The sequence below is a fragment of the Brachybacterium paraconglomeratum genome (genome assembly GCF_003994255.1).
GTDB classification, from domain to species: Bacteria; Actinomycetota; Actinomycetes; order Actinomycetales; family Dermabacteraceae; genus Brachybacterium; species Brachybacterium conglomeratum.
In genome coordinates this window covers 136,579-153,232 of record NZ_ML133857.1, presented here as the reverse complement: position 1 = coordinate 153,232, position 16,654 = coordinate 136,579, and the positions used below count along the sequence as shown (strand labels likewise).

Annotated in this window: 15 protein-coding genes; 7 read left to right on the top strand and 8 right to left on the bottom strand. The window is 73.5% G+C overall.

Annotated elements, in window-relative coordinates:
• Positions 1-16: 16 nt before the first annotated feature.
• From DS079_RS12040 to DS079_RS12030, 3 genes are all read right to left on the bottom strand, one after another.
• The gene (locus tag DS079_RS12040; RefSeq protein WP_126988035.1) at positions 17-1,237 is read right to left on the bottom strand and encodes a DNA/RNA non-specific endonuclease; all 1,221 of its coding nucleotides are present in this window, start codon (positions 1,235-1,237) and stop codon (positions 17-19) included.
• Positions 1,238-1,393: 156 nt separating this feature from the next.
• The gene (locus DS079_RS12035) at positions 1,394-2,170 is read right to left on the bottom strand and encodes a hypothetical protein (RefSeq protein ID WP_241237638.1); all 777 of its coding nucleotides are present in this window, start codon (positions 2,168-2,170) and stop codon (positions 1,394-1,396) included.
• Between the two features lie 12 nt (positions 2,171-2,182).
• Positions 2,183-3,406 carry an NAD(P)/FAD-dependent oxidoreductase gene (locus tag DS079_RS12030; protein WP_126988033.1) on the bottom strand — a complete coding sequence of 408 codons (1,224 nt, stop codon included), beginning with the start codon at positions 3,404-3,406 and terminating at the stop codon, positions 2,183-2,185.
• Between the two features lie 169 nt (positions 3,407-3,575).
• Here DS079_RS12030 and DS079_RS12025 point away from each other — a divergent pair, with 169 nt between their 5' ends.
• Both DS079_RS12025 and DS079_RS12020 read left to right on the top strand, forming a co-directional pair.
• Positions 3,576-5,072 (top strand): glutamate-cysteine ligase family protein, encoded by a 1,497-nt coding sequence (locus tag DS079_RS12025; RefSeq protein WP_126988031.1) that lies wholly within the window; start codon positions 3,576-3,578, stop codon positions 5,070-5,072.
• A gap of 66 nt (positions 5,073-5,138) precedes the next feature.
• Positions 5,139-6,128: a bile acid:sodium symporter family protein gene (locus tag DS079_RS12020; protein WP_010550757.1), complete on the top strand. Its 990-nt coding sequence runs from the start codon at positions 5,139-5,141 to the stop codon at positions 6,126-6,128.
• A gap of 21 nt (positions 6,129-6,149) precedes the next feature.
• On the opposite strand, the gene DS079_RS12015 is transcribed toward DS079_RS12020, so the two are convergent.
• The gene (locus DS079_RS12015) at positions 6,150-7,949 is read right to left on the bottom strand and encodes a BCCT family transporter (protein ID WP_126988121.1); all 1,800 of its coding nucleotides are present in this window, start codon (positions 7,947-7,949) and stop codon (positions 6,150-6,152) included.
• A gap of 235 nt (positions 7,950-8,184) precedes the next feature.
• Here DS079_RS12015 and DS079_RS12010 point away from each other — a divergent pair, with 235 nt between their 5' ends.
• On the top strand, positions 8,185-8,895 hold the full coding sequence (locus DS079_RS12010; RefSeq protein ID WP_126988029.1) for a DUF4352 domain-containing protein: 711 nt from the start codon (positions 8,185-8,187) through the stop codon (positions 8,893-8,895).
• Here DS079_RS12010 and DS079_RS12005 read toward each other — a convergent pair.
• Positions 8,838-9,338: a DUF2306 domain-containing protein gene (locus tag DS079_RS12005; protein WP_241237637.1), complete on the bottom strand. Its 501-nt coding sequence runs from the start codon at positions 9,336-9,338 to the stop codon at positions 8,838-8,840. The genes DS079_RS12010 and DS079_RS12005 overlap by 58 nt on opposite strands.
• 83 nt (positions 9,339-9,421) lie before the next feature.
• Here DS079_RS12005 and DS079_RS12000 point away from each other — a divergent pair, with 83 nt between their 5' ends.
• On the top strand, positions 9,422-10,162 hold the full coding sequence (locus DS079_RS12000) for a MerR family transcriptional regulator (RefSeq protein WP_126988027.1): 741 nt from the start codon (positions 9,422-9,424) through the stop codon (positions 10,160-10,162).
• 203 nt (positions 10,163-10,365) lie between these two features.
• Here the strand turns inward: DS079_RS12000 and DS079_RS11995 are convergent, their stop codons facing one another.
• Positions 10,366-11,130 (bottom strand): hypothetical protein, encoded by a 765-nt coding sequence (locus DS079_RS11995; RefSeq protein WP_126988025.1) that lies wholly within the window; start codon positions 11,128-11,130, stop codon positions 10,366-10,368.
• A 108-nt stretch (positions 11,131-11,238) separates the two neighbouring features.
• On the opposite strand from DS079_RS11995, the gene DS079_RS11990 reads away from it, so the two are divergent.
• Entirely contained in the window at positions 11,239-11,799 is a 561-nt protein-coding gene (locus DS079_RS11990; RefSeq protein ID WP_241237636.1) for a hypothetical protein, read from the top strand.
• Positions 11,800-11,831: 32 nt separating this feature from the next.
• Positions 11,832-14,330, top strand: coding sequence for an ATP-dependent helicase HrpB (gene hrpB / locus DS079_RS11985; RefSeq protein ID WP_126988023.1), 2,499 nt, complete (start codon positions 11,832-11,834; stop codon positions 14,328-14,330).
• Here hrpB and DS079_RS11980 read toward each other — a convergent pair.
• Positions 14,317-14,970: a GOLPH3/VPS74 family protein gene (locus DS079_RS11980; protein ID WP_126988021.1), complete on the bottom strand. Its 654-nt coding sequence runs from the start codon at positions 14,968-14,970 to the stop codon at positions 14,317-14,319. The two genes, hrpB and DS079_RS11980, sit on opposite strands and share 14 nt — an antisense overlap.
• 103 nt (positions 14,971-15,073) lie before the next feature.
• Here DS079_RS11980 and DS079_RS11975 point away from each other — a divergent pair, with 103 nt between their 5' ends.
• Positions 15,074-15,541: a DUF3817 domain-containing protein gene (locus DS079_RS11975; protein WP_126988019.1), complete on the top strand. Its 468-nt coding sequence runs from the start codon at positions 15,074-15,076 to the stop codon at positions 15,539-15,541.
• Between the two features lie 18 nt (positions 15,542-15,559).
• Here the strand turns inward: DS079_RS11975 and DS079_RS11970 are convergent, their stop codons facing one another.
• Positions 15,560-16,558, bottom strand: coding sequence for a hypothetical protein (locus DS079_RS11970; protein WP_126988017.1), 999 nt, complete (start codon positions 16,556-16,558; stop codon positions 15,560-15,562).
• Between the last annotated feature and the right edge of the window lie 96 nt (positions 16,559-16,654).

The following is a 16,654-nucleotide window of genomic DNA, read 5'->3' as shown; positions in this document are numbered from 1 at the left end:
GCGTCGACGTCCCCGCTCAGCGGGGGAAGGTCGCGCCCTCAGGGTAGTTGGGCAGGTGGTCCTCGACGATCTGCTCGCCGTCCTCGTGGATGCGCACGTCGTAGCCGGAGGGCACGTATTCCCACGGCGCGCTGTCGTGCTCGGGGCCGACGCCGGACGGCTGCTCCTCGCCCCAGTCGATGCGGGTCTCGTAGGAGTAGGAGCGGTCCTCGTCGGAGATCCCGTCGGCCATGAGGCTCTCGTAGGTATAGATGGTGTCCTGGCCGCTGCGGGCCTGGTTCACCTCGTCCCACTGGCGGGTGTAGTTGATCTCCTCGCGGATCCCGCCGAGCTGCCGGGCCAGGACGTGCCCGGCGTTGAACTCGACCGGCTCGGAGGTGCCGTCCCCGCTCATGTCCCAGCGCTCGGCGATCGTGGACTGGATCGACTGGGAGCGGGCCATCTCGCGGTCGACGACGACGTCGGGCACGTACAGGTGCTCGGTGCGGCCCAGCTCGTCGGTGCGGTAGTAGGCCTGCTCGTTGACGTGGTACGTCGCGTCCGGCAGGGTCTCGCGCAGGTTCGGGTTCATCGTCTCGCCGCCGCCAGCGGCCTCGACGTACTCGATCCGTCCCTCGTCGTCGGTGTAGTAGGTGCCGTGCTCGCCGACGTCGTAGCGGGTGTCGGGCTCGAGCGTGATCGGCGTGCCGTCCTCGTCGAGGCCGAAGGGCTCGTCCGCGCCGTCGGGGGCGAGGGCGTGGTCCGCGTCGACCTCGATGCGGTGCGCGGTCTCGGGCGGGGCGAGCTCCATGCCCGTCTCCGGGAAGGCGAGCGGGCTCTCCCCGACGGCGGCGGAGGCGTCGGCGGCGCCGAGCGGCGCATGCGCCGCCATCAGCCGGATCCCGCCCTCGGCCCCCGGCAGCGGTCCCTCGGAGAGGCCCCCGGCCAGGCCCGGCGGCGGAGCCGCCCCTGCGCCGCCCGGGACGCCCGGGCCGCCCGACGCCCCGTCCTGCTCCTCGGCCTGCCCGGCGAGCTCCGCCGCCTCGCCGCGCAGCGCGCCGATGCGGGCGTGCAGCCCGGTGCGCACGCGCCCGACCCAGTCGGCGCGGAAGGCGTCGGCGTCCGGGCCCTGCCAGCGGGCGCCGCCGACGATCCCGTCGAGCTGCGCGGTCAGCTGCTCGAGCCGCTCCGCACCGCCGCCGACGGCCCGGCCGAGGGCGCGCAGCGCCTCGGTGTCGGCCCCCAGGAATCCCGCCATGTCGTTCCCCGCTCCCCCGGTGCTCCCCCGGTCATGACCTGCTCGCCCTCACGCTAGGGACGGGGGCCGGGGGCTGGAATGGGGAGTTCTCCCCATCGTGCGCGGCGAGGCGAGATGTTCGCCCGGCGGTCACCTGGGCGTCATCGCGCGCCCGGCTCAGCCGCCGTGGACGGCGAGCACGAGGCCGTGCTCGCGCCAGCCCAGGTGCATCTCGAGCGGGTCCCCGTCGGTCTCGACCTCCATCGGGTCCACGCGGGTGCCGAGCGCGGCGCCGCGCAGGTCGGCGAGCGCGAGCGCACCGTCCGCCTCCCCCGCGGCGGGGGCGACGAGCTCCGCCTCGGGCACGTCCTCGACCATGCCGAGGATCGCGGCGAAGAGGTGGGCGTCCATGAGCTGCTCGGCGGCGTCGGTGCGCGCGGTCTCCGTGTCGTCCTCGGCGGGGCCGCGGGAGGAGAGCTCGGCAAGGGTCGCCTCGAGCGCATCGGTGAAGAGGCCCAGGTAGGTGGGCAGGTCCGGGGCGGCGAGCTGCAGGGCGAGGTCCTCGCCGATGCCGTAGACCGCACCGGGGGTCCCGTTCTCGTCGAGGGTCAGCACCACGGCGGTGTCCGGGGTCTCGTAGAGGGGGTAGTAGCTGGTCGCCTCGCCCAGCAGCGTGTACGGGCCGACGTCGGTGCGGTTCTCGACCAGCAGGGTCAGCACAGGCAGGTCGCGCAGGGTGATCCCGCCGAGCTCGTCGACGAGCTGCTCGAGGGCGGGCGGCGGATCGGCGGCGACCTCCTCCTCGGTGACGGCGAGGCCGGGCACCATGGCGACGTCCTGCTCGTGGACGGTGACGAGGGAGGCCAGGCGGTCCAGGACCGGGCGCAGCGGGGCGATCGGCAGCACCTCGGCGCCGTCGGGCCAGGGCAGGGAGGTGTTCATCGGCGTGCTCACCCGCCCAGTCTGTCACGCGCCGCCGGGCCGGATCCTGCTCTCGAGCGCGTCGATGTACAGGTCACCGGCCTGGGACTGGGCGATCAGCTCCCGCGCGGCGGGCACCGAGTCCCAGGTGTTCCACAGCAGCACGCCCTCGACCACGCCCTCGTCGAGGTAGTGGACCACCGCGGCCCGGTGCTCCTCGTCCCACACCTCGCGCATCTCGAGGGAGCTGTCCAGGCGGCCCACCGCCTCGTAGCCGTCGTCGAAGAGGTCGGAGAAGAACAGCGGGGTGTGCGTGTACTCCTCCCGCTCCTCCTCGGGGCGGGTCATGTTCGCGCCCGCGACCGCGCCGGAGGCCTCGGCGTGGTCGACGTGCTCGACGTGGCGCCGTCCCAGCAGCGCGTCGTCGTAGAGCACCACGTCCCCGGCCGCGAAGACGTCCGGGGAGCTCGTGCGCAGGTGCGGGTCGACGACCACGTACCCGCGGTCGGTGAAGATCCCGGCGTGCTCGGCGAGGGTGGTCGCGGGCTGCGCGCCGAGGCCGAGCACGACCGCGTCGGCCGTGAGGGTCTCGCGGTTCGCGGCGTGCAGGGTGAGGGTCGCGTCGGCGGAGATCCCGGCGAGGCGGAAGCCGCCGACCAGCTCGATGCCGTGCTCGGTGAAGACCTGCTCGAGGTGGGAGGTGAGGGAGTCCGGGAGCATGTGCTCGAGGATCCTGGTCCCACCGTGGGCGAGGGTGACCTCGGCGCCGGTGCGGGTGAGCGCCGCGGCGATCTCGGTGCCGAGGAACCCGCCGCCGACGACGACCACGCGGGCGCCGTCGGTCGCGAGGGTGCGCAGGTGGCGGTAGTCGCCGACGGTGCGCAGGCTCAGCACGCGGGAGTCGTGCACGCCGGGCAGGTGGCGGTGCGAGGAGCCGGTGGCCAGCAGCGCCTTGCGGTAGTGGACCCGCTGGCCGCGCGCGGTGACCGCGGTGTGCGAGGCGGGCAGCAGCTCGGTGACGAGGGTCGAGGTGAACAGCTCCGCCCCGGTCGCCGCCGCGGTGCCGAGGTCCTGGCTGTCCGGGTCGGGGTCCTCGCCGGTCCACAGGTCCTTGGAGAGCGCCGGCCGATACACGGGGGCGTGCGGATCCGCGGAGAGGATCGCGATGCTCGCGTCCTCGTCAGCCTCCCGGATCGCCCGGGCGGCGGCGTCCGCGGCGATGCCCCCGCCGATGATCAGGTGGTCGTAGCTGTCCTTCAGGTCCGACATCGGAGCCTCCTTCGGCGGGCGCTCCTCGATGAGCGCTGGTCTCGCTGTCCACCACGGTAAGCCCGTCCCCGGATGTGCGCCATCTCCCGCGGGGCGGATGGGCCCTGCCGCACCGCGCCCGCACGTGCTTGGATGAGCGGGCACACCCGTCAGGACCGGAGGTCACCCCATGGGACGCGAGATCGGCAGCACCGAGTACACCCGTTCCCAGCGCACCCGCTATCGGCGGGAGCTGCGCCGGAATCTCGACCTCTTCGAGACCTTCCTGGACACGGCCGAGTTCGTGGACGAGGGGACGGTGGGCGTCGAGCTGGAGATGAACCTCGCCGACCGCGACTCGATGGCCCCGGCGCTGATCGCGGACACTCTGCTGGAGGACCTCGACGACGAGCAGTACGTCCACGAGATCGGGCGGTTCAACCTCGAGGCGAACCTCCCGGTGACCCATCCGGAGGGGACCGGGCTGCGCGAGCTGGAGACGGCGCTCGGCGCCGCCGTCGACCGGGCCGACGCGGCGGCGCAGGCCCGCGGGGCGCGCGTGGTGCCCGTCGGCCATCTGCCCACGATCTCCGAGGATCTCTTCGCCGACGAGGCGTGGCGCGCCCCGGGTGCCCGCTACGAGGCGCTGGAGTCCAGCGTGATGGAGGCCCGCGGCGAGGAGATCACCCTGCGGATCGAGGGCGAGGGCCGGGGTGTGGACACCACCTTCGACTCGATCGCGCCGGAGAGCGCGTGCACCTCGATGCAGCTGCACCTGCAGGTGCCGCCGGAGCAGTTCGCAGCCGCCTGGAACGCGGCGCAGGCGATCGCCGGACCGCAGGTCGCGCTCGCCGCGAACTCCCCGTTCCTGCTGGGCAGGCGGCTGTGGCACGAGACCCGCATCCCCACCTTCGTGCAGGCCCTGGACACGCGCCCGCCCGAGTATGCGGCGCAGGGAGTGCGGCCGCGGGTGTGGTTCGGGGAGCGCTGGATCACCTCGATGTTCGACCTCTTCGAGGAGAACGTGCGCCTGTTCCCGGCGCTGATCCCCGAGTCGCGGGAGATGGCGGAGGAGCCGCTGCTGACCGAGGGCCACTCCCCCCGCCTGCACGAGCTGATGCTCCACAACGGCACCGTGTGGCGCTGGAACCGACCGATCTACGATCCCGGCACCGACGTGCCCCACCTGCGGCTGGAGAACCGTCTGCTCCCGGCCGGCCCGACCGCCGCGGACATGGCCGCGAACGCCGCGTTCTTCTACGGCATCGTCCGCTCGCTGGTGCACGAGCGGCGGCCGCTGTGGTCGCGGATGAGCTTCGAGCAGGCCGACGAGTCCTTCCAGCAGTGCGCCCGCTGGGGCCTGGAGGCGCGGGTGCGCTGGCCGAAGGTGGGCCGGGTGCGGGTCGCGGACCTGCTTCAGGAGCACCTGATCCCGCAGGCGATGCAGGGGCTGCGCGAGCTCGGCGCCGACGCGCAGGGGATCGCCCGCTACCAGGAGATCCTCACCGAGCGCGCCCGCACGGGCCGCAACGGCGCCCGCTGGCAGATCGACACCGTCACCTCGCTCGAGCTGCGCGGCGGCACCCGCGAGCAGGCGCTCGCGGAGATGACCCGCCTCTATCGCGCCGCCGTCGACTCGGGCGAGCCGGTGCACGCCTGGCAGGTCCCGGCGCGCCAGCGGGGCTGACGGCCGGCACGACCACCAGGCGTCCACATCTCGGACAGCCGTCTCACAGGGCAGTACAGTGCTCCCATGAGCACCCAGACCCCGTCCCCCGCGCCCGCGAGCACCGCGCGCGCCTCGGAGGACCGCTCCGCGCGCATCGCGGTGACGATCTTCCCCGCCCTGATCCTCGTCGCCGCGGCGATCGGCTTCTTCGCCCCGCCCGTGGGCCAGGCCCTCGCGCCGTTCACGAGCATCTACCTGGGCGTGATCATGTTCGCGATGGGGCTCACCCTCACGCTCCCGGACTTCGCACTCGTCGTGCGCCGCCCGCTCCCGGTGCTCATCGGCGTCGTGGCCCAGTACGTGATCATGCCGCTGATCGGGCTCGGGGTCTCGCTGCTGCTGCAGCTGCCCCCCGAGCTGGCCGTCGGCGTGATCCTCGTGGGCTGCGCCCCCGGCGGCACCAGCTCGAACGTGATCTGCTACCTCGCGAAGGCGGACACCGCCCTGTCGGTGACGATGACCTCGATCTCGACCCTGCTCGCCCCGCTGTTCACCCCGCTGCTGACCCTGTGGATCGCCGGCTCGTACCTCCCCGTGGACGCGGGGTCGATGGCGCTGTCGATCGTGCAGATGGTGCTGATCCCGGTGATCGGCGGCCTGGTGGTGCGCCTGATCGCCGGGAGGCTCGTGGACCGGGTCCTGCCGGCCCTGCCGTGGGTCTCCGTCGCCGGCATCTCGCTGGTCGTCGTCTCGGTGGTCTCAGGCTCGACCGAGGCGATCGTCTCCGCCGGCGCGATCGTGCTGCTGGCCGTGGTGCTGCACAACGGCCTCGGCTACCTGCTGGGCTACTGGGGCGCCCGCCTGCTGCGCCAGGGCGAGCGCGCCGCCCGCACCACCTCCGTCGAGGTCGGGATGCAGAACTCGGGCCTCGCCGCGACGCTCGCCGCGGCATCGTTCAGCCCCGCCGCCGCGCTGCCGGCCGCGATCTTCTCGATCTGGCACAACCTCTCCGGCGCGGTGCTGGCGATGTACTACCGCCGCAGCGCCGATCGCCACCAGGTCGACCCGGCCTGATCCACGGGCGGGTCGAGCGTCTCAGCGCGACTCGTCCCGCAGGTCCTTCGGCAGCGTCGCCCGTGCGCTGCCGGTGCGGGCCGGCAGCGTCCCGGCATCGGGCGCCGTGTCGGGCTCGACCTCCTCGACGTCCTCGTAGATGTCGCTCATGACCGGCACCTCGGTGGTAAAGGTCGGCTCGACGACGTAGTCATCGGTGTCGTACTCCTCGTCCTCCTCGCGCCGCTCGTACTCCTCGGGCGGCAGCACCTGCGCCCATTCACGGGTGCGGATCTGCGGCAGCTCACCGGCATCCTCCTTCAGCGCGCGCAGCAGGGCGTACATCTGGAACCAGCCCATGACGAAGAACGGCAGGCCCACGAGGATGATCGTGGACTGCAGGGCGGTCAGCCCGTCCTCGCCGGAGAACACCAGCAGCGTCGCGGTGATCAGCCCGATCGCGACGCCCCAGAAGATGCGCTGGCCCAGCGGGTTGTAGTCCTCGTGGCCGTTGGCCATCGAGTCGGTGACCAGGGCCGCGGAGTCCACGGAGGTGACGAAGAAGATCACCACCACGATGATCGCGATCACCGAGACGAAGAACGCAGCCGGGAAGTTGTCCAGGAATGCGAACAGCGCGCCGGGGATGTCCCCGTCGCCCACGACGCGGTCTACGAGCCCGCCCTCGCCGCGCAGCTCGATGTCGAAGCTCGCGTAGCCGAAGACCCCGAACCAGATCACGGAGAAGCCGGCCGGCACCGCGAGCACGCCGGAGACGAACTGGCGGATGGTGCGGCCCTTGGAGATGCGGGCGATGAAGATGCCCACGAAGGGCGACCAGGTGATGGTCCAGGCCCAGTAGAAGACGGTCCAGGTGTTCTGCCAGCCGGAGTCGGCCTGGGTGTCGTTCCACAGCGCGAGCTCGGGCAGAGCGACGAGGTAGTTGCCGAAGGACTCCAGGGTCCCCTTCAGGATGAACAGGGTCGAGCCGCCGGCGACCAGCACGAACAGCAGCAGCAGCACGGCCATGACGATGTTGAGGTTGGAGAGGACCTTGATCCCCTTCTCCAGGCCGAGGGACACGGATATCAGCGCCAGCCCGCTGACCACGCCGATGATGACGAGGTTCCAGACCGCGTTCTCCGGGACCCCGAACAGCTGGTTGAGGCCGCCGTTGATCTGCAGGGTGCCCAGCCCCACCGAGACCGCGACGCCGAAGACGGTGCCGATGATCGCGATGATGTCGATGATCTTGCCGATCGGCCCGTGGATGCCCTCGCCGAGCAGCGGCTGGAAGATCGAGCTCACGCGCGGGGGCAGGTTCCGCTTGTGGATGAAGTAGGCGAAGCACAGGGCGGGCAGGGTGAAGATCGCCCAGGTGTGCAGCGTGAAGTGGTAGTACGTGAAGTTCATGGCGTCCCGGGCGGCGGCCCAGGTGCCGGCCTCGAGGCCGAGCTCGGTGGCGCGCGGCGGGTCGCCGAAGTGGCTGATCGGCTCGGCGACGCCCCAGAACATCAGGATCGAGCCGATCCCGGCGGCGAAGAGCATCGCGAACCAGGCCGTGCCGGAGTGCTCGGGCGGCTCGTCGTCGGGGCCGAGCTTGACGCGGCCGAAGCGACCGGCGGCGATGAAGATCAGGAACGCCAGGAACACGGTGACGCCGAGGATGTAGAACCATCCGAGGTTGGTCATCAGCCATTGCGAGGCGCTGGCGGTCGCCGCTCCCATCGGCTCGGTGAAGGCGATCGTGGCGATCACGAAGGCGAGGATGATCGCCGCCGAGCCGAAGAAGATCGTGGGGGAAGTGCGCAGTCGAAGCGCGTCGTGGAGTCTCGTCAGCACGGTGCTCGTCTCCTCGTCGGACGGCACCGTCGCGCGGGTCTCGCTCATCGGCCGTGCCGCCGCAGGGTGGGCTGGTCGTCGGAACGCTCACCAGTATGGCGGAGCCTCGGCCCTCGGGGGCGCGCTCCCGCAGGATCCTCGGCCTCAGGTCCGACGGGGAGTCCTCCCCATCGCGCCCTGCCCGACCCCGGGATAGCGTGGTCCACGACGCTCCCGGCACAGGTGGAGGACTTTCATGAGCACCCCGTACGGCATGCCGCCGACCCCGCCGACCGGAGCGCCCCCGCTCCCGCCGGCGAAGAGCCGGACCCCGCTGTACATCGCGCTGGCCTGCGGCTGCGTGCTCGTGCTGCTGCTGGTCGTCGCCGGCATCGGCGTCGGCCTCTATCTCGTCGGAAAGGACGGCGGCGAGGAGCCGACGTCGCCCCCGAGCTCGATCGTGGACCCTCCCCCGAGCGAGGACCCCTCCGACGATCCGACCGACGACCCGAGCTCGCCCACCTCGGAGGCGCCCACCGAGATCGAGACCGACCAGCCGGTGGACAAGCCCACCGAGGGCCCGTCGGCCGATGCCACCTCGCCGAGCGACGAGATCTTCACGCTGACGGTCTCGAAGCCCGAGGAGGGGACCACCCTCGAGCTGGGCGGCGAGACGAAGACACCGGAGAACGACAAGTTCATCGGCGTGGCGGTGACGATCGAGAACAGCAGCTCCACGTCCATCGGGCTCGACACCGACCGCTTCCGCCTCTACGACGACTCCGGCACGGAGATCAACATCCGCTACGGCGCCTTCTCGACCTCCGGCCCGGAGATCCCTGCCGGCGAGGAGGCCGAGGCGCAGCTGTACGCCGACGTCCCCGAGGACACGGTGCTCGCGGAGATCAGCTACACCGACGAGGTCGGCACCGGCGGGCAGGAGTTCCGCGTCCCCGTCGGCGGCTGAGAGCGCACCACCGTCACCACCAGCACCGTGAGCGCCGCGGCGACGGCGAGCACCGTCACCGCCACGATCAGCGGCTCGCTGCGCAGCAGCTGCGGGATGAGCCGCACCGGCACCAGCGCAGCGAAGGCGAAGGCGATGAGGGTTCCGAGATAGGAGCCGACCATGAAGCCGCGGTGCATCTCGACGCTCCCGCTGCGGATGCCGACGATCGCCGCGACGAGGCAGACGAGGGTCCAGATGGACAGCCCGTGCAGCCAGCTGAACCCTCCGTCGCGGATCCAGAAGCTCGAGACGCACGTGACCACCATCGCCGCCGCCCACACGCCGCCGAGGATCCGGTGGGCGCGGTCGCGGCGCCGACGGAGGATCTGGAAGGGCCCGAGCAGCAGGACGACGAGGGCGGAGACGGCGTGGAGGGTGATCACTGGCGTGAGAGCGTCCATGCACGAGACGATAGTGCCGCTATCCACACCGGCGCCATCAAGATAGTCGCTGGTCGGCGCACTATCCGAGGGGAGGACGGGTCATGCTCCTGCACGAGCTCGCGGAGGCGACGGGGGTCTCCTCCGCCTCGATCAAGTACTACCGGCGCGAGGGGCTGCTGCCGCCGGGCGAGAGGATCACGACGACCCGGCAGGACTACGGCCGCGCCCATGTCGAGCGCCTCGAGCTGATCCAGGTGCTGCGCGAGGTCGCCGGCGCCCCGATCGCGCGGATCGCACGGGTGACGGCCCTGCTCGACGATCCCGACGTCCCGCTGATCGAGGTGCTCGCCGAGTCGCAGACCCTCGCCCTGGGCCTCGAGGATCCGACCGACGAGGAGAGCGCAGCGGTCGAGGCGGACGGGGCGAAGGCGGCGGGAGGCGAGCATCCCTCGATCGCCCCGCTGCTCGCCCACCTCGGCTGGCCGGACGTCGACTCCGCCCCGCGCCGTGCGCTGGACCGGCTGCTGCGCTCCCTGGAGGAGTGGGAGGCGCCGACGGATCTCGGGATGCTGCTGCGCTATGCGGAGCCGATGGCGCAGATCGCCCGTTCGGACGTGGACTGGATGAGCACCGGGGCAGGGCCTGTCGAGGCAGGGCCGGCGGGGGCCGGGCCGTCCGTCTCGCAGGACGTGGCGGTGATGCGCGCGGTGGCGGGCGCGATCGCCTTCGACCGACTGGTCCGACTGCTGCGTCTGCTGGGGCACGCGAGCTTCTCGATCCTCGATGCGATGCAGGTCAGCGAGGACTCCGGGCCGCCCGGAGCCCCGATTACCAGGGAATGAACAGCCTCGGCACAGTGCTTTTCCCGGCAGCGCGTGTTCACTGTTCTCAACGCGTCACCGGAGGACCCGCTGACTGAGGAGGAGGCGGGATCCGCTGATCCGGGACGCGGGGGAAAGGGATGGCCCCGGCTCGTGGGGACGAGCCGGGGCACTTTCCTGTCCGGGGGTATTCCGCTCCGGCGCCGCCCTCGCCGTGAGCGCTCTCAGCGCCGCAGGTCGATGCCGAAGACGCGTCGGATCTGCGCGACGGCGTGCCGGGTGAAGCGGCGGTCCGAGGGGGTCGAGGCGAAGGGCAGCACGAGGCCGGGATGGTCGGGATGCGTGACGCGGCCGTGCGTCGCCCCGGGGGTGATGACGAACCCTGCCTGCTGCATGCGGCCCAGCAGCTCGCGGCGCGAGGTGGGGTGGCGCGTGCCCTGCCCGCCGCGGGTGGAGGGGCCGGCGGCGTCCTCGGCGATGTCGAGCGCGGGCTCGTACTCGTCGGGGCGCACGCTGAGCGCGTAGCGGGCGGAGAACAGGCCGATCACGGCGTTGTCCGCGCGGCGCACCTGCACGACGAGGTCGCCGCGGAGGAAGTGGTCGCTGGTCCCGGCGTCGGCGGTCCAGGCGTCCTCGGGGTCGGCGACGGCCTGCACGATCCGCTCGCCGTCGGCCCCGGTCACGCCGACGGCGCGGATGTCCTCGTCGCGGATCCGCAGGGGCCGGGGCAGCGGTCGCGGATCGTCCGCGTCGAGCGTGTGCACGGCGTCGCTCGGAGCGGCCGACGCGGCCCGCGGCAGCTCGACCGTCCGGGCCCGTCGGCGCGGCAGCGGGGCGGAGGGCAGGTCGGCCCGCTCGGGCCGGGCGCCCGGCTCGGGTCGGCGCCCCGGTACGGCGGTCCAGTCCACGGGCCGCACGGAGCGGGCGGGGTCCCTGCGTCCGGCGAGCGCCTTCGGGCTCGGGACGGGTCGCTCGGGCCTGCTCGCCATCTCGTCCCCTCCCCTGCGCGCTCGTGACCGCCCGACTGCCGGGCTCCCCCGATGGTGCCACGAGGGCGCCGGTCCGCTAGCGTGTCGCCCGTCTCGTCCCGTCCTGCCGTGAGGATCCCCGTGGCCGTCACCGTCGCCCGCCGTTCCCGCTCCGCACGCTTCGCCGCCGTGCTGGCCGCCGTGCTCCTCGCCGCCGGGTGCAGCGGCTCCCCCGGGGAGGAGACCTCCTCCCCCGCCGCCCAGGGCACGACCGCCGAGGAGCCCGCCGCCTCGGACTGGGACGACTCCGCCGGGGACGACTCCGCCGGGGGCGCCTCCGACGAGGGCGGGAAGACCGCGGCCGTCGTGCCGCAGGAGTCCTATGAGGTCACGCCCGCACCGGAGGGCTTCGTCCCGCCGGAGCCCTGCACGGGCGAGGGCGCCTTCTACGCGGAGCTGGGAGGGGAGGCGAACCCCGGCCTGCCCCAGCGCGGCGGGGAGCCCCTCACCGTCTCCCTCGAGAGCATCGAGGGCGACAGCGCGCAGCTCATGGCGCAGGTCGGCGACAGCCCCGCCCGGGAGATCGGACCGATCACCCTGGGCGAGACCGTCGCCGTGGACCTGTGGACCCTCTCGGTGACGAGCGTGTGCGCCGACACCGAGCAGGTCGAGTTCGACCTCATCGACTGAGGCGCGACCTCCGCACCGGGGATGATGGGGGCATGACGGACCGCTCCCCTGCCCTGCACCGCTTCGACCTGGACGTCGTCGGGGCGGGGCTGCCCGTCGCCGCAGCACGGGAGGAGCTCGGGGCCGCGGCGCGGACGGGCGCGATGGTGGTCACTGCCCCGCCCGGCACGGGCAAGACGACACTGGTGCCGCCTCTGGTCGCGAACCTCGTCGGCGGACTGACCCTGGTCACCCAGCCGCGCCGGGTGGCGGTGCGCGCGGCCGCCCGCCGTCTCGCCTCCCTCGACGGCAGCCCGCTCGGCGGCCCCGTCGGCTTCACGGTCCGCGGCGAGCGGACGGTCGGGAAGGGCACGGCCGTCGAGATGCTCACCCCGGGCGTGCTGCTTCGGCGCCTGCTGGCCGATCCGGAGCTGCCGGGCGTCTCGGCGGTGGTGCTCGACGAGGTCCACGAGCGGTCCCTGGAGACGGACCTGCTGCTGGGAATGCTGGCCGAGACGCGGCAGCTGCGGGAGGACCTGCTGGTCGGGGCGATGTCGGCGACGCTCGATGCGCGGGCTGTCGCGGAGGTGCTGGACGGTGCGGCGATCGTGGAGGTGCCGAGCGCCCTGCACCCTCTGCGCACCGAGCACGCCCCCTCCCCGTCCCCACGCCTGGACGCCCGCGGCGTCACCCGCGAGTTCCTGGACCATCTCGCCCGCACCGCGGCCCGCGCCCAGCGTGAGGAGGGCCGCGACGCCCTGGTCTTCGTGCCCGGCGCTCGGGAGGTCGACCAGACGGTCGCCCGCCTGCAGGGCCTGGTGGACGGCGTCGAGGTCCTCCCCCTCCACGGCCGTCTGCCCGCCGCCCAGCAGGACCGCGCGACCGGCGGGCGTCGCCCCGGTGAGCCGCCCCGGATCGTGGTCTCCACGGCGCTCGCGGAATCCTCCCTCACGGTGCCCGGGGTGCATCTGGTGGTCGATGCGGGACTGTCCCGCGAGGTGCGGCGGGATCGCGGCCGCGACATGTCGGGCCTGGTCACGGTCAGCGCATCGCGGGCCGCGATCGAGCAGCGCGCCGGCCGTGCCGCCCGACAGGGCCCGGGCCGGGCGGTGCGGGTGTTCTCCGAGGCGGAGCTCGCGGGGATGCCGGCCCAGTCCCCGCCGGAGATCACCGCCGCGGACCTCACCGATGCGGCGCTCTGGCTCGCCTGCTGGGGGACGCCGCGCGGGGAGGGTCTGCCGCTGCTGACCCCGCCGCCGGCCGCGGAGATCCGCGCCGCCGAGGACACCCTGCGGGCGCTGGGCCTGGTCGACGAAGAGGGCCGCCCCACCCCGGCCGGTCGTCGCACCGCGAAGCTCCCGGTCGGGGTGCGCGAGGCGCGGGCCCTGCTCGCAGGCGGGCCGTCGGCCGCGGAGATCGTCGCCGCGGTCTCCGACGACCACCGCCCCACGGGCGCCGATCTCCCCCGCCTCCTCGCCGATCTCCGCGCCGGCCGAGCCCCCGGCGCCGAGCGCTGGCGCCGAGAGCGCGACCGCCTGACGCGCCTCGCCGGCTCCTCGGACGGGAGCGCCTCCCCCGGCGCGGTCCTCGCCCTCGCCCGCCCGGAGCGGATCGCTCGCCGGGTGGGCGACGGCTCCCGCTCCTATCTCCTCGCCTCCGGCACGCGAGCGGCCCTGCCCGAGGGCAGCGGCCTGCTCGGCGCGCCGTGGCTCGCGGTCTGGGAGGTGCAGCGCGCGGAGGGGCGGGCCGCCGACGGCACGGGCGCGGTGATCCGTGCCGCCGCTCCGCTCACGGAGGACGAGGCCCTCGACCTCGGCGCCGGTCTGCTCGTCGAGGAGCGCACGGCGAGGCTCGAGAACGGCACCGTCCGTGCCCGCCGCCGACGCGCGCTCGGCGCGATCGAGCTGTCCTCCACTCCCGTCGCCGCGACCGCCGACGACACCGCCCCGGCCGTCCTCGCTGCGGTCCGCGAGCGCGGCCTCGACGCCCTGAACTGGTCCGACACCGCCCGCAACCTCCGCCACCGGCTCGCCCTGATCCACCGCGAGCTCGGCGACCCGTGGCCGGCGATGGACGAGGACGCACTCCTGGCCACCCTCGAGACCTGGCTCGCCCCGCACGTGAGGACCCGCCTGGACGGCATCGACCTGGTCTCGGCGCTGCGCACCCTGCTGCCCTGGCCGGAGGCGTCCGAGCTCGACGCCCTCGCCCCCGAACGGCTCCCCGTCCCCTCGGGATCCACCGCCCGGATCGACTATCCCGCGCCGGATGAGGAGGGCGGCCGACCAGTCCTCGCGGTGAAGCTGCAGGAGCTGTTCGGCCTCGCCGAGACGCCGCGGCTGGTGCGGGGCAGGGTGCCGGTGCTCTTCCACCTGCTCTCCCCGGCCCGTCGGCCGCTCGCCGTCACGGACGACCTGCGCTCCTTCTGGGACGGACCGTACCGGGAGGTGCGCAAGGAGATGCGGGGCCGCTATCCGAAGCATCCCTGGCCGGAGGATCCGTGGACGGCGCCGGCCACCGCGCGGACCACGGCGCGGCTCAGGTCGAGCTGACCGTCGTGACCACGGTGGCCGCGGCGAGCGCCGCGGTCATGTCGTCCACGACCCGCTTCACGGCCGTCGCGGCGGGGCTGTCGATCTCGAGGGCCTCGATCCGCTGATCGAGCTCACGACGGGAGAGGCCGGGCAGGTCGTCCTTGAGGATCCGGTGGGCGATCCCGAGGGCGCGCAGGATCTCCAGCAGCAGCCCGTCCTGCAGGGAGGCGCGGGAGGGGTCCTCGACGGCGGCGGCGAGACGGGCGCGCAGCGCGGTCTCGAGCTCGTCGTCGTGCGTGGGCCAGGTGGTGGTGAACCAGCCGTCCTTGCGCTGCACGGCGCCGACGGCGGCGTAGCCCTCGCCGATCACCTCGGTGAGGTTCATCGTGCGGTGGCCGATCGCGGACTTCAGCGACTTCCCCTCGAGCTCGGCGAGCGCGCCCAGGGCCTGGTCGAGGACGGGCAGGTCGGTGGGCTCGGTGGAGAGCACCTGCACCTTCGGACTGCGCTCCTCGGTCAGCGCGATCCGCTCGCGCAGGGCGAGCTCGGCGATCGCGGCGGCGGCGAGGGCCTGGGTGCGGTACGAGGTCGAGTCCTGCCGACCGGCGTCGTTGGTCAGCAGCAGGAACAGCTCTCCGGGGATCGTGTGCGTCGTCATGACCCCACCCTTCCAGGCGCGCCGCCGCACCGGATCCGACGATCGTCGCACCCCGCCCCTGCTCCCGGGTGGGATCCAGCGGGCCTCTGGCACCATGAGGACCATGCGTCTGATCCGGACCCCGTCCCGCCTGTACCGTCTGCTGGCCCTGGCCGAGATGGTCACCTGGACCCTGCTGCTGCTCGGCATGCTGCTGAAGTACGCGCTGCAGGTCACCGAGGTGGGGGTGCGGATCGGCGGGAGCCTGCACGGCTTCGTGTTCCTGTCCTATGTGGTGGTGACGGTGCTGGTCGCGGTCGATCAGCGCTGGAGCCTCGGGCGCCTGGCGATGGGGCTGGGCTCCGCCCTGGTCCCCTATCTCACCGTCCCCTTCGAGCGCTGGGCGCACCGGAAGGGCATGCTCGGGGACAGCTGGCGGCTGCGCGAGGACTCCCCGCGCTCGTTCCCGGAGAAGGTGGTCGCCCTCGCGCTGCGCCGGCCGCTGCTCGCGGGCCTGATCGCGATCATCGCGGTCGCGGTGGTGTTCTCGGTGCTGCTGCAGCTGGGCCCGCCCACGGAGTGGTTCGCCTGATCGGCGCGGCGAACGGGGTCAGCGCGGCCTGATCAGCGGGTCGATCTGCACGCTCCCGCCGCCGCGGAGGTGCAGCCGGCCCAGGTGCGTGACGGGCGTCGCCTCCGCCAGGCGCGGCACCTGCGGCTGATCCGGCTCCGGCGGCAGCGCCTCCCCGAAGCACACCCCGCAGCCCAGCATTCCGACGGCCTGCGCACGCCGTGCCTCCCAGTCGAGTTGCGCCTCCTGCGAGGCGCGGATCCAGGGGCCGCCGACGGGCCGGCAGGGCCCGCAGCCGTCCTCGCCCTGCAGCGGGCACTGCGCGGGCCGGGCCGTGACCTGCAGCGGGAGCCCCTCCAGCACGGGGACCCGCGGGTCCGCGCCGGTGGGGTGGACGTCGAGCCCGTCCGGCCCGATCCGCAGCACCGCCACCTGTCCGAGCTCCCGCGCGACCGCCAGCGCGCTCTCGAGCGCCTGGTCGGGATGGGCGCCCAGCAGGTCCTCGCGCGTCGCGACGGCCGGCTCGAACCACTCCCGGCGAGGGCCGACGAGCGCTCCGCGACCTACGATTCCTCCCCTCGCCCGCAGCGCCGCCGCCACGGCGGGGACGCGGAACCAGCCCCAGCGCGGGGAGAGCGGACGCCGCCGAGGAGCCCCGATCGGAGCCCCGACCTCCGCACCCTCGCGACTGGGACGGGCCGGCAGGGCGCTCTCTCCCCGCACCTCCACGGGCGGCCGCAGGCCGGACAGGTCGCCGACCAGCCTCACGCCCTCCTCCACCGGCAGCACGGGTCCGAGCGCCGGTACGACGAGCCAGGTGTGCTCGAGCTCGAGCGGCGGACGCGCGGCGAGCGTGCGGCGCACCGTCTCCCGCGCCGGCGGCACCGTCGGCTCCCTCCGCCGGAAGCCGGGCTCGTCCTCCGAGGCCTCCACCGCGGGCGACCCGTCGTCCACCCGTGCCGTCACCGCCCCGACCCCGGGCAGGGACAGCTCGATGAGCTGGTCGCGCCAGCTCGCCGCGTGGTCGTCGAGATGCATGCGAATCACCTTCCGAGAAGGGCCCGCAGAGGACCCGAGCCGTCTGACCGGATGGGCGGACGCCCCCGGCCGGGTCTTCCTCGACGGGCACCGGGT

Bases quoted from the DNA above. Each gene is read 5' to 3' on its own strand.
- DS079_RS11995 (WP_126988025.1), bottom strand. From the start codon at position 11,130: ATGGCGAGCAGGCCCGAGCGACCCGTCCCGAGCCCGAAGGCGCTCGCC.
- DS079_RS11975 (WP_126988019.1), top strand. From the start codon at position 15,074: ATGCGTCTGATCCGGACCCCGTCCCGCCTGTACCGTCTGCTGGCCCTG.
- DS079_RS12005 (WP_241237637.1), bottom strand. From the start codon at position 9,338: ATGGACGCTCTCACGCCAGTGATCACCCTCCACGCCGTCTCCGCCCTC.
- DS079_RS11970 (WP_126988017.1), bottom strand. From the start codon at position 16,558: ATGCATCTCGACGACCACGCGGCGAGCTGGCGCGACCAGCTCATCGAG.
- hrpB (WP_126988023.1), top strand. From the start codon at position 11,832: ATGACGGACCGCTCCCCTGCCCTGCACCGCTTCGACCTGGACGTCGTC.
- DS079_RS12040 (WP_126988035.1), bottom strand. From the start codon at position 1,237: ATGGCGGGATTCCTGGGGGCCGACACCGAGGCGCTGCGCGCCCTCGGC.
- DS079_RS12000 (WP_126988027.1), top strand. From the start codon at position 9,422: ATGCTCCTGCACGAGCTCGCGGAGGCGACGGGGGTCTCCTCCGCCTCG.
- DS079_RS11980 (WP_126988021.1), bottom strand. From the start codon at position 14,970: ATGACGACGCACACGATCCCCGGAGAGCTGTTCCTGCTGCTGACCAAC.
- DS079_RS12020 (WP_010550757.1), top strand. From the start codon at position 5,139: ATGAGCACCCAGACCCCGTCCCCCGCGCCCGCGAGCACCGCGCGCGCC.
- DS079_RS12025 (WP_126988031.1), top strand. From the start codon at position 3,576: ATGGGACGCGAGATCGGCAGCACCGAGTACACCCGTTCCCAGCGCACC.
- DS079_RS12010 (WP_126988029.1), top strand. From the start codon at position 8,185: ATGAGCACCCCGTACGGCATGCCGCCGACCCCGCCGACCGGAGCGCCC.
- DS079_RS12030 (WP_126988033.1), bottom strand. From the start codon at position 3,406: ATGTCGGACCTGAAGGACAGCTACGACCACCTGATCATCGGCGGGGGC.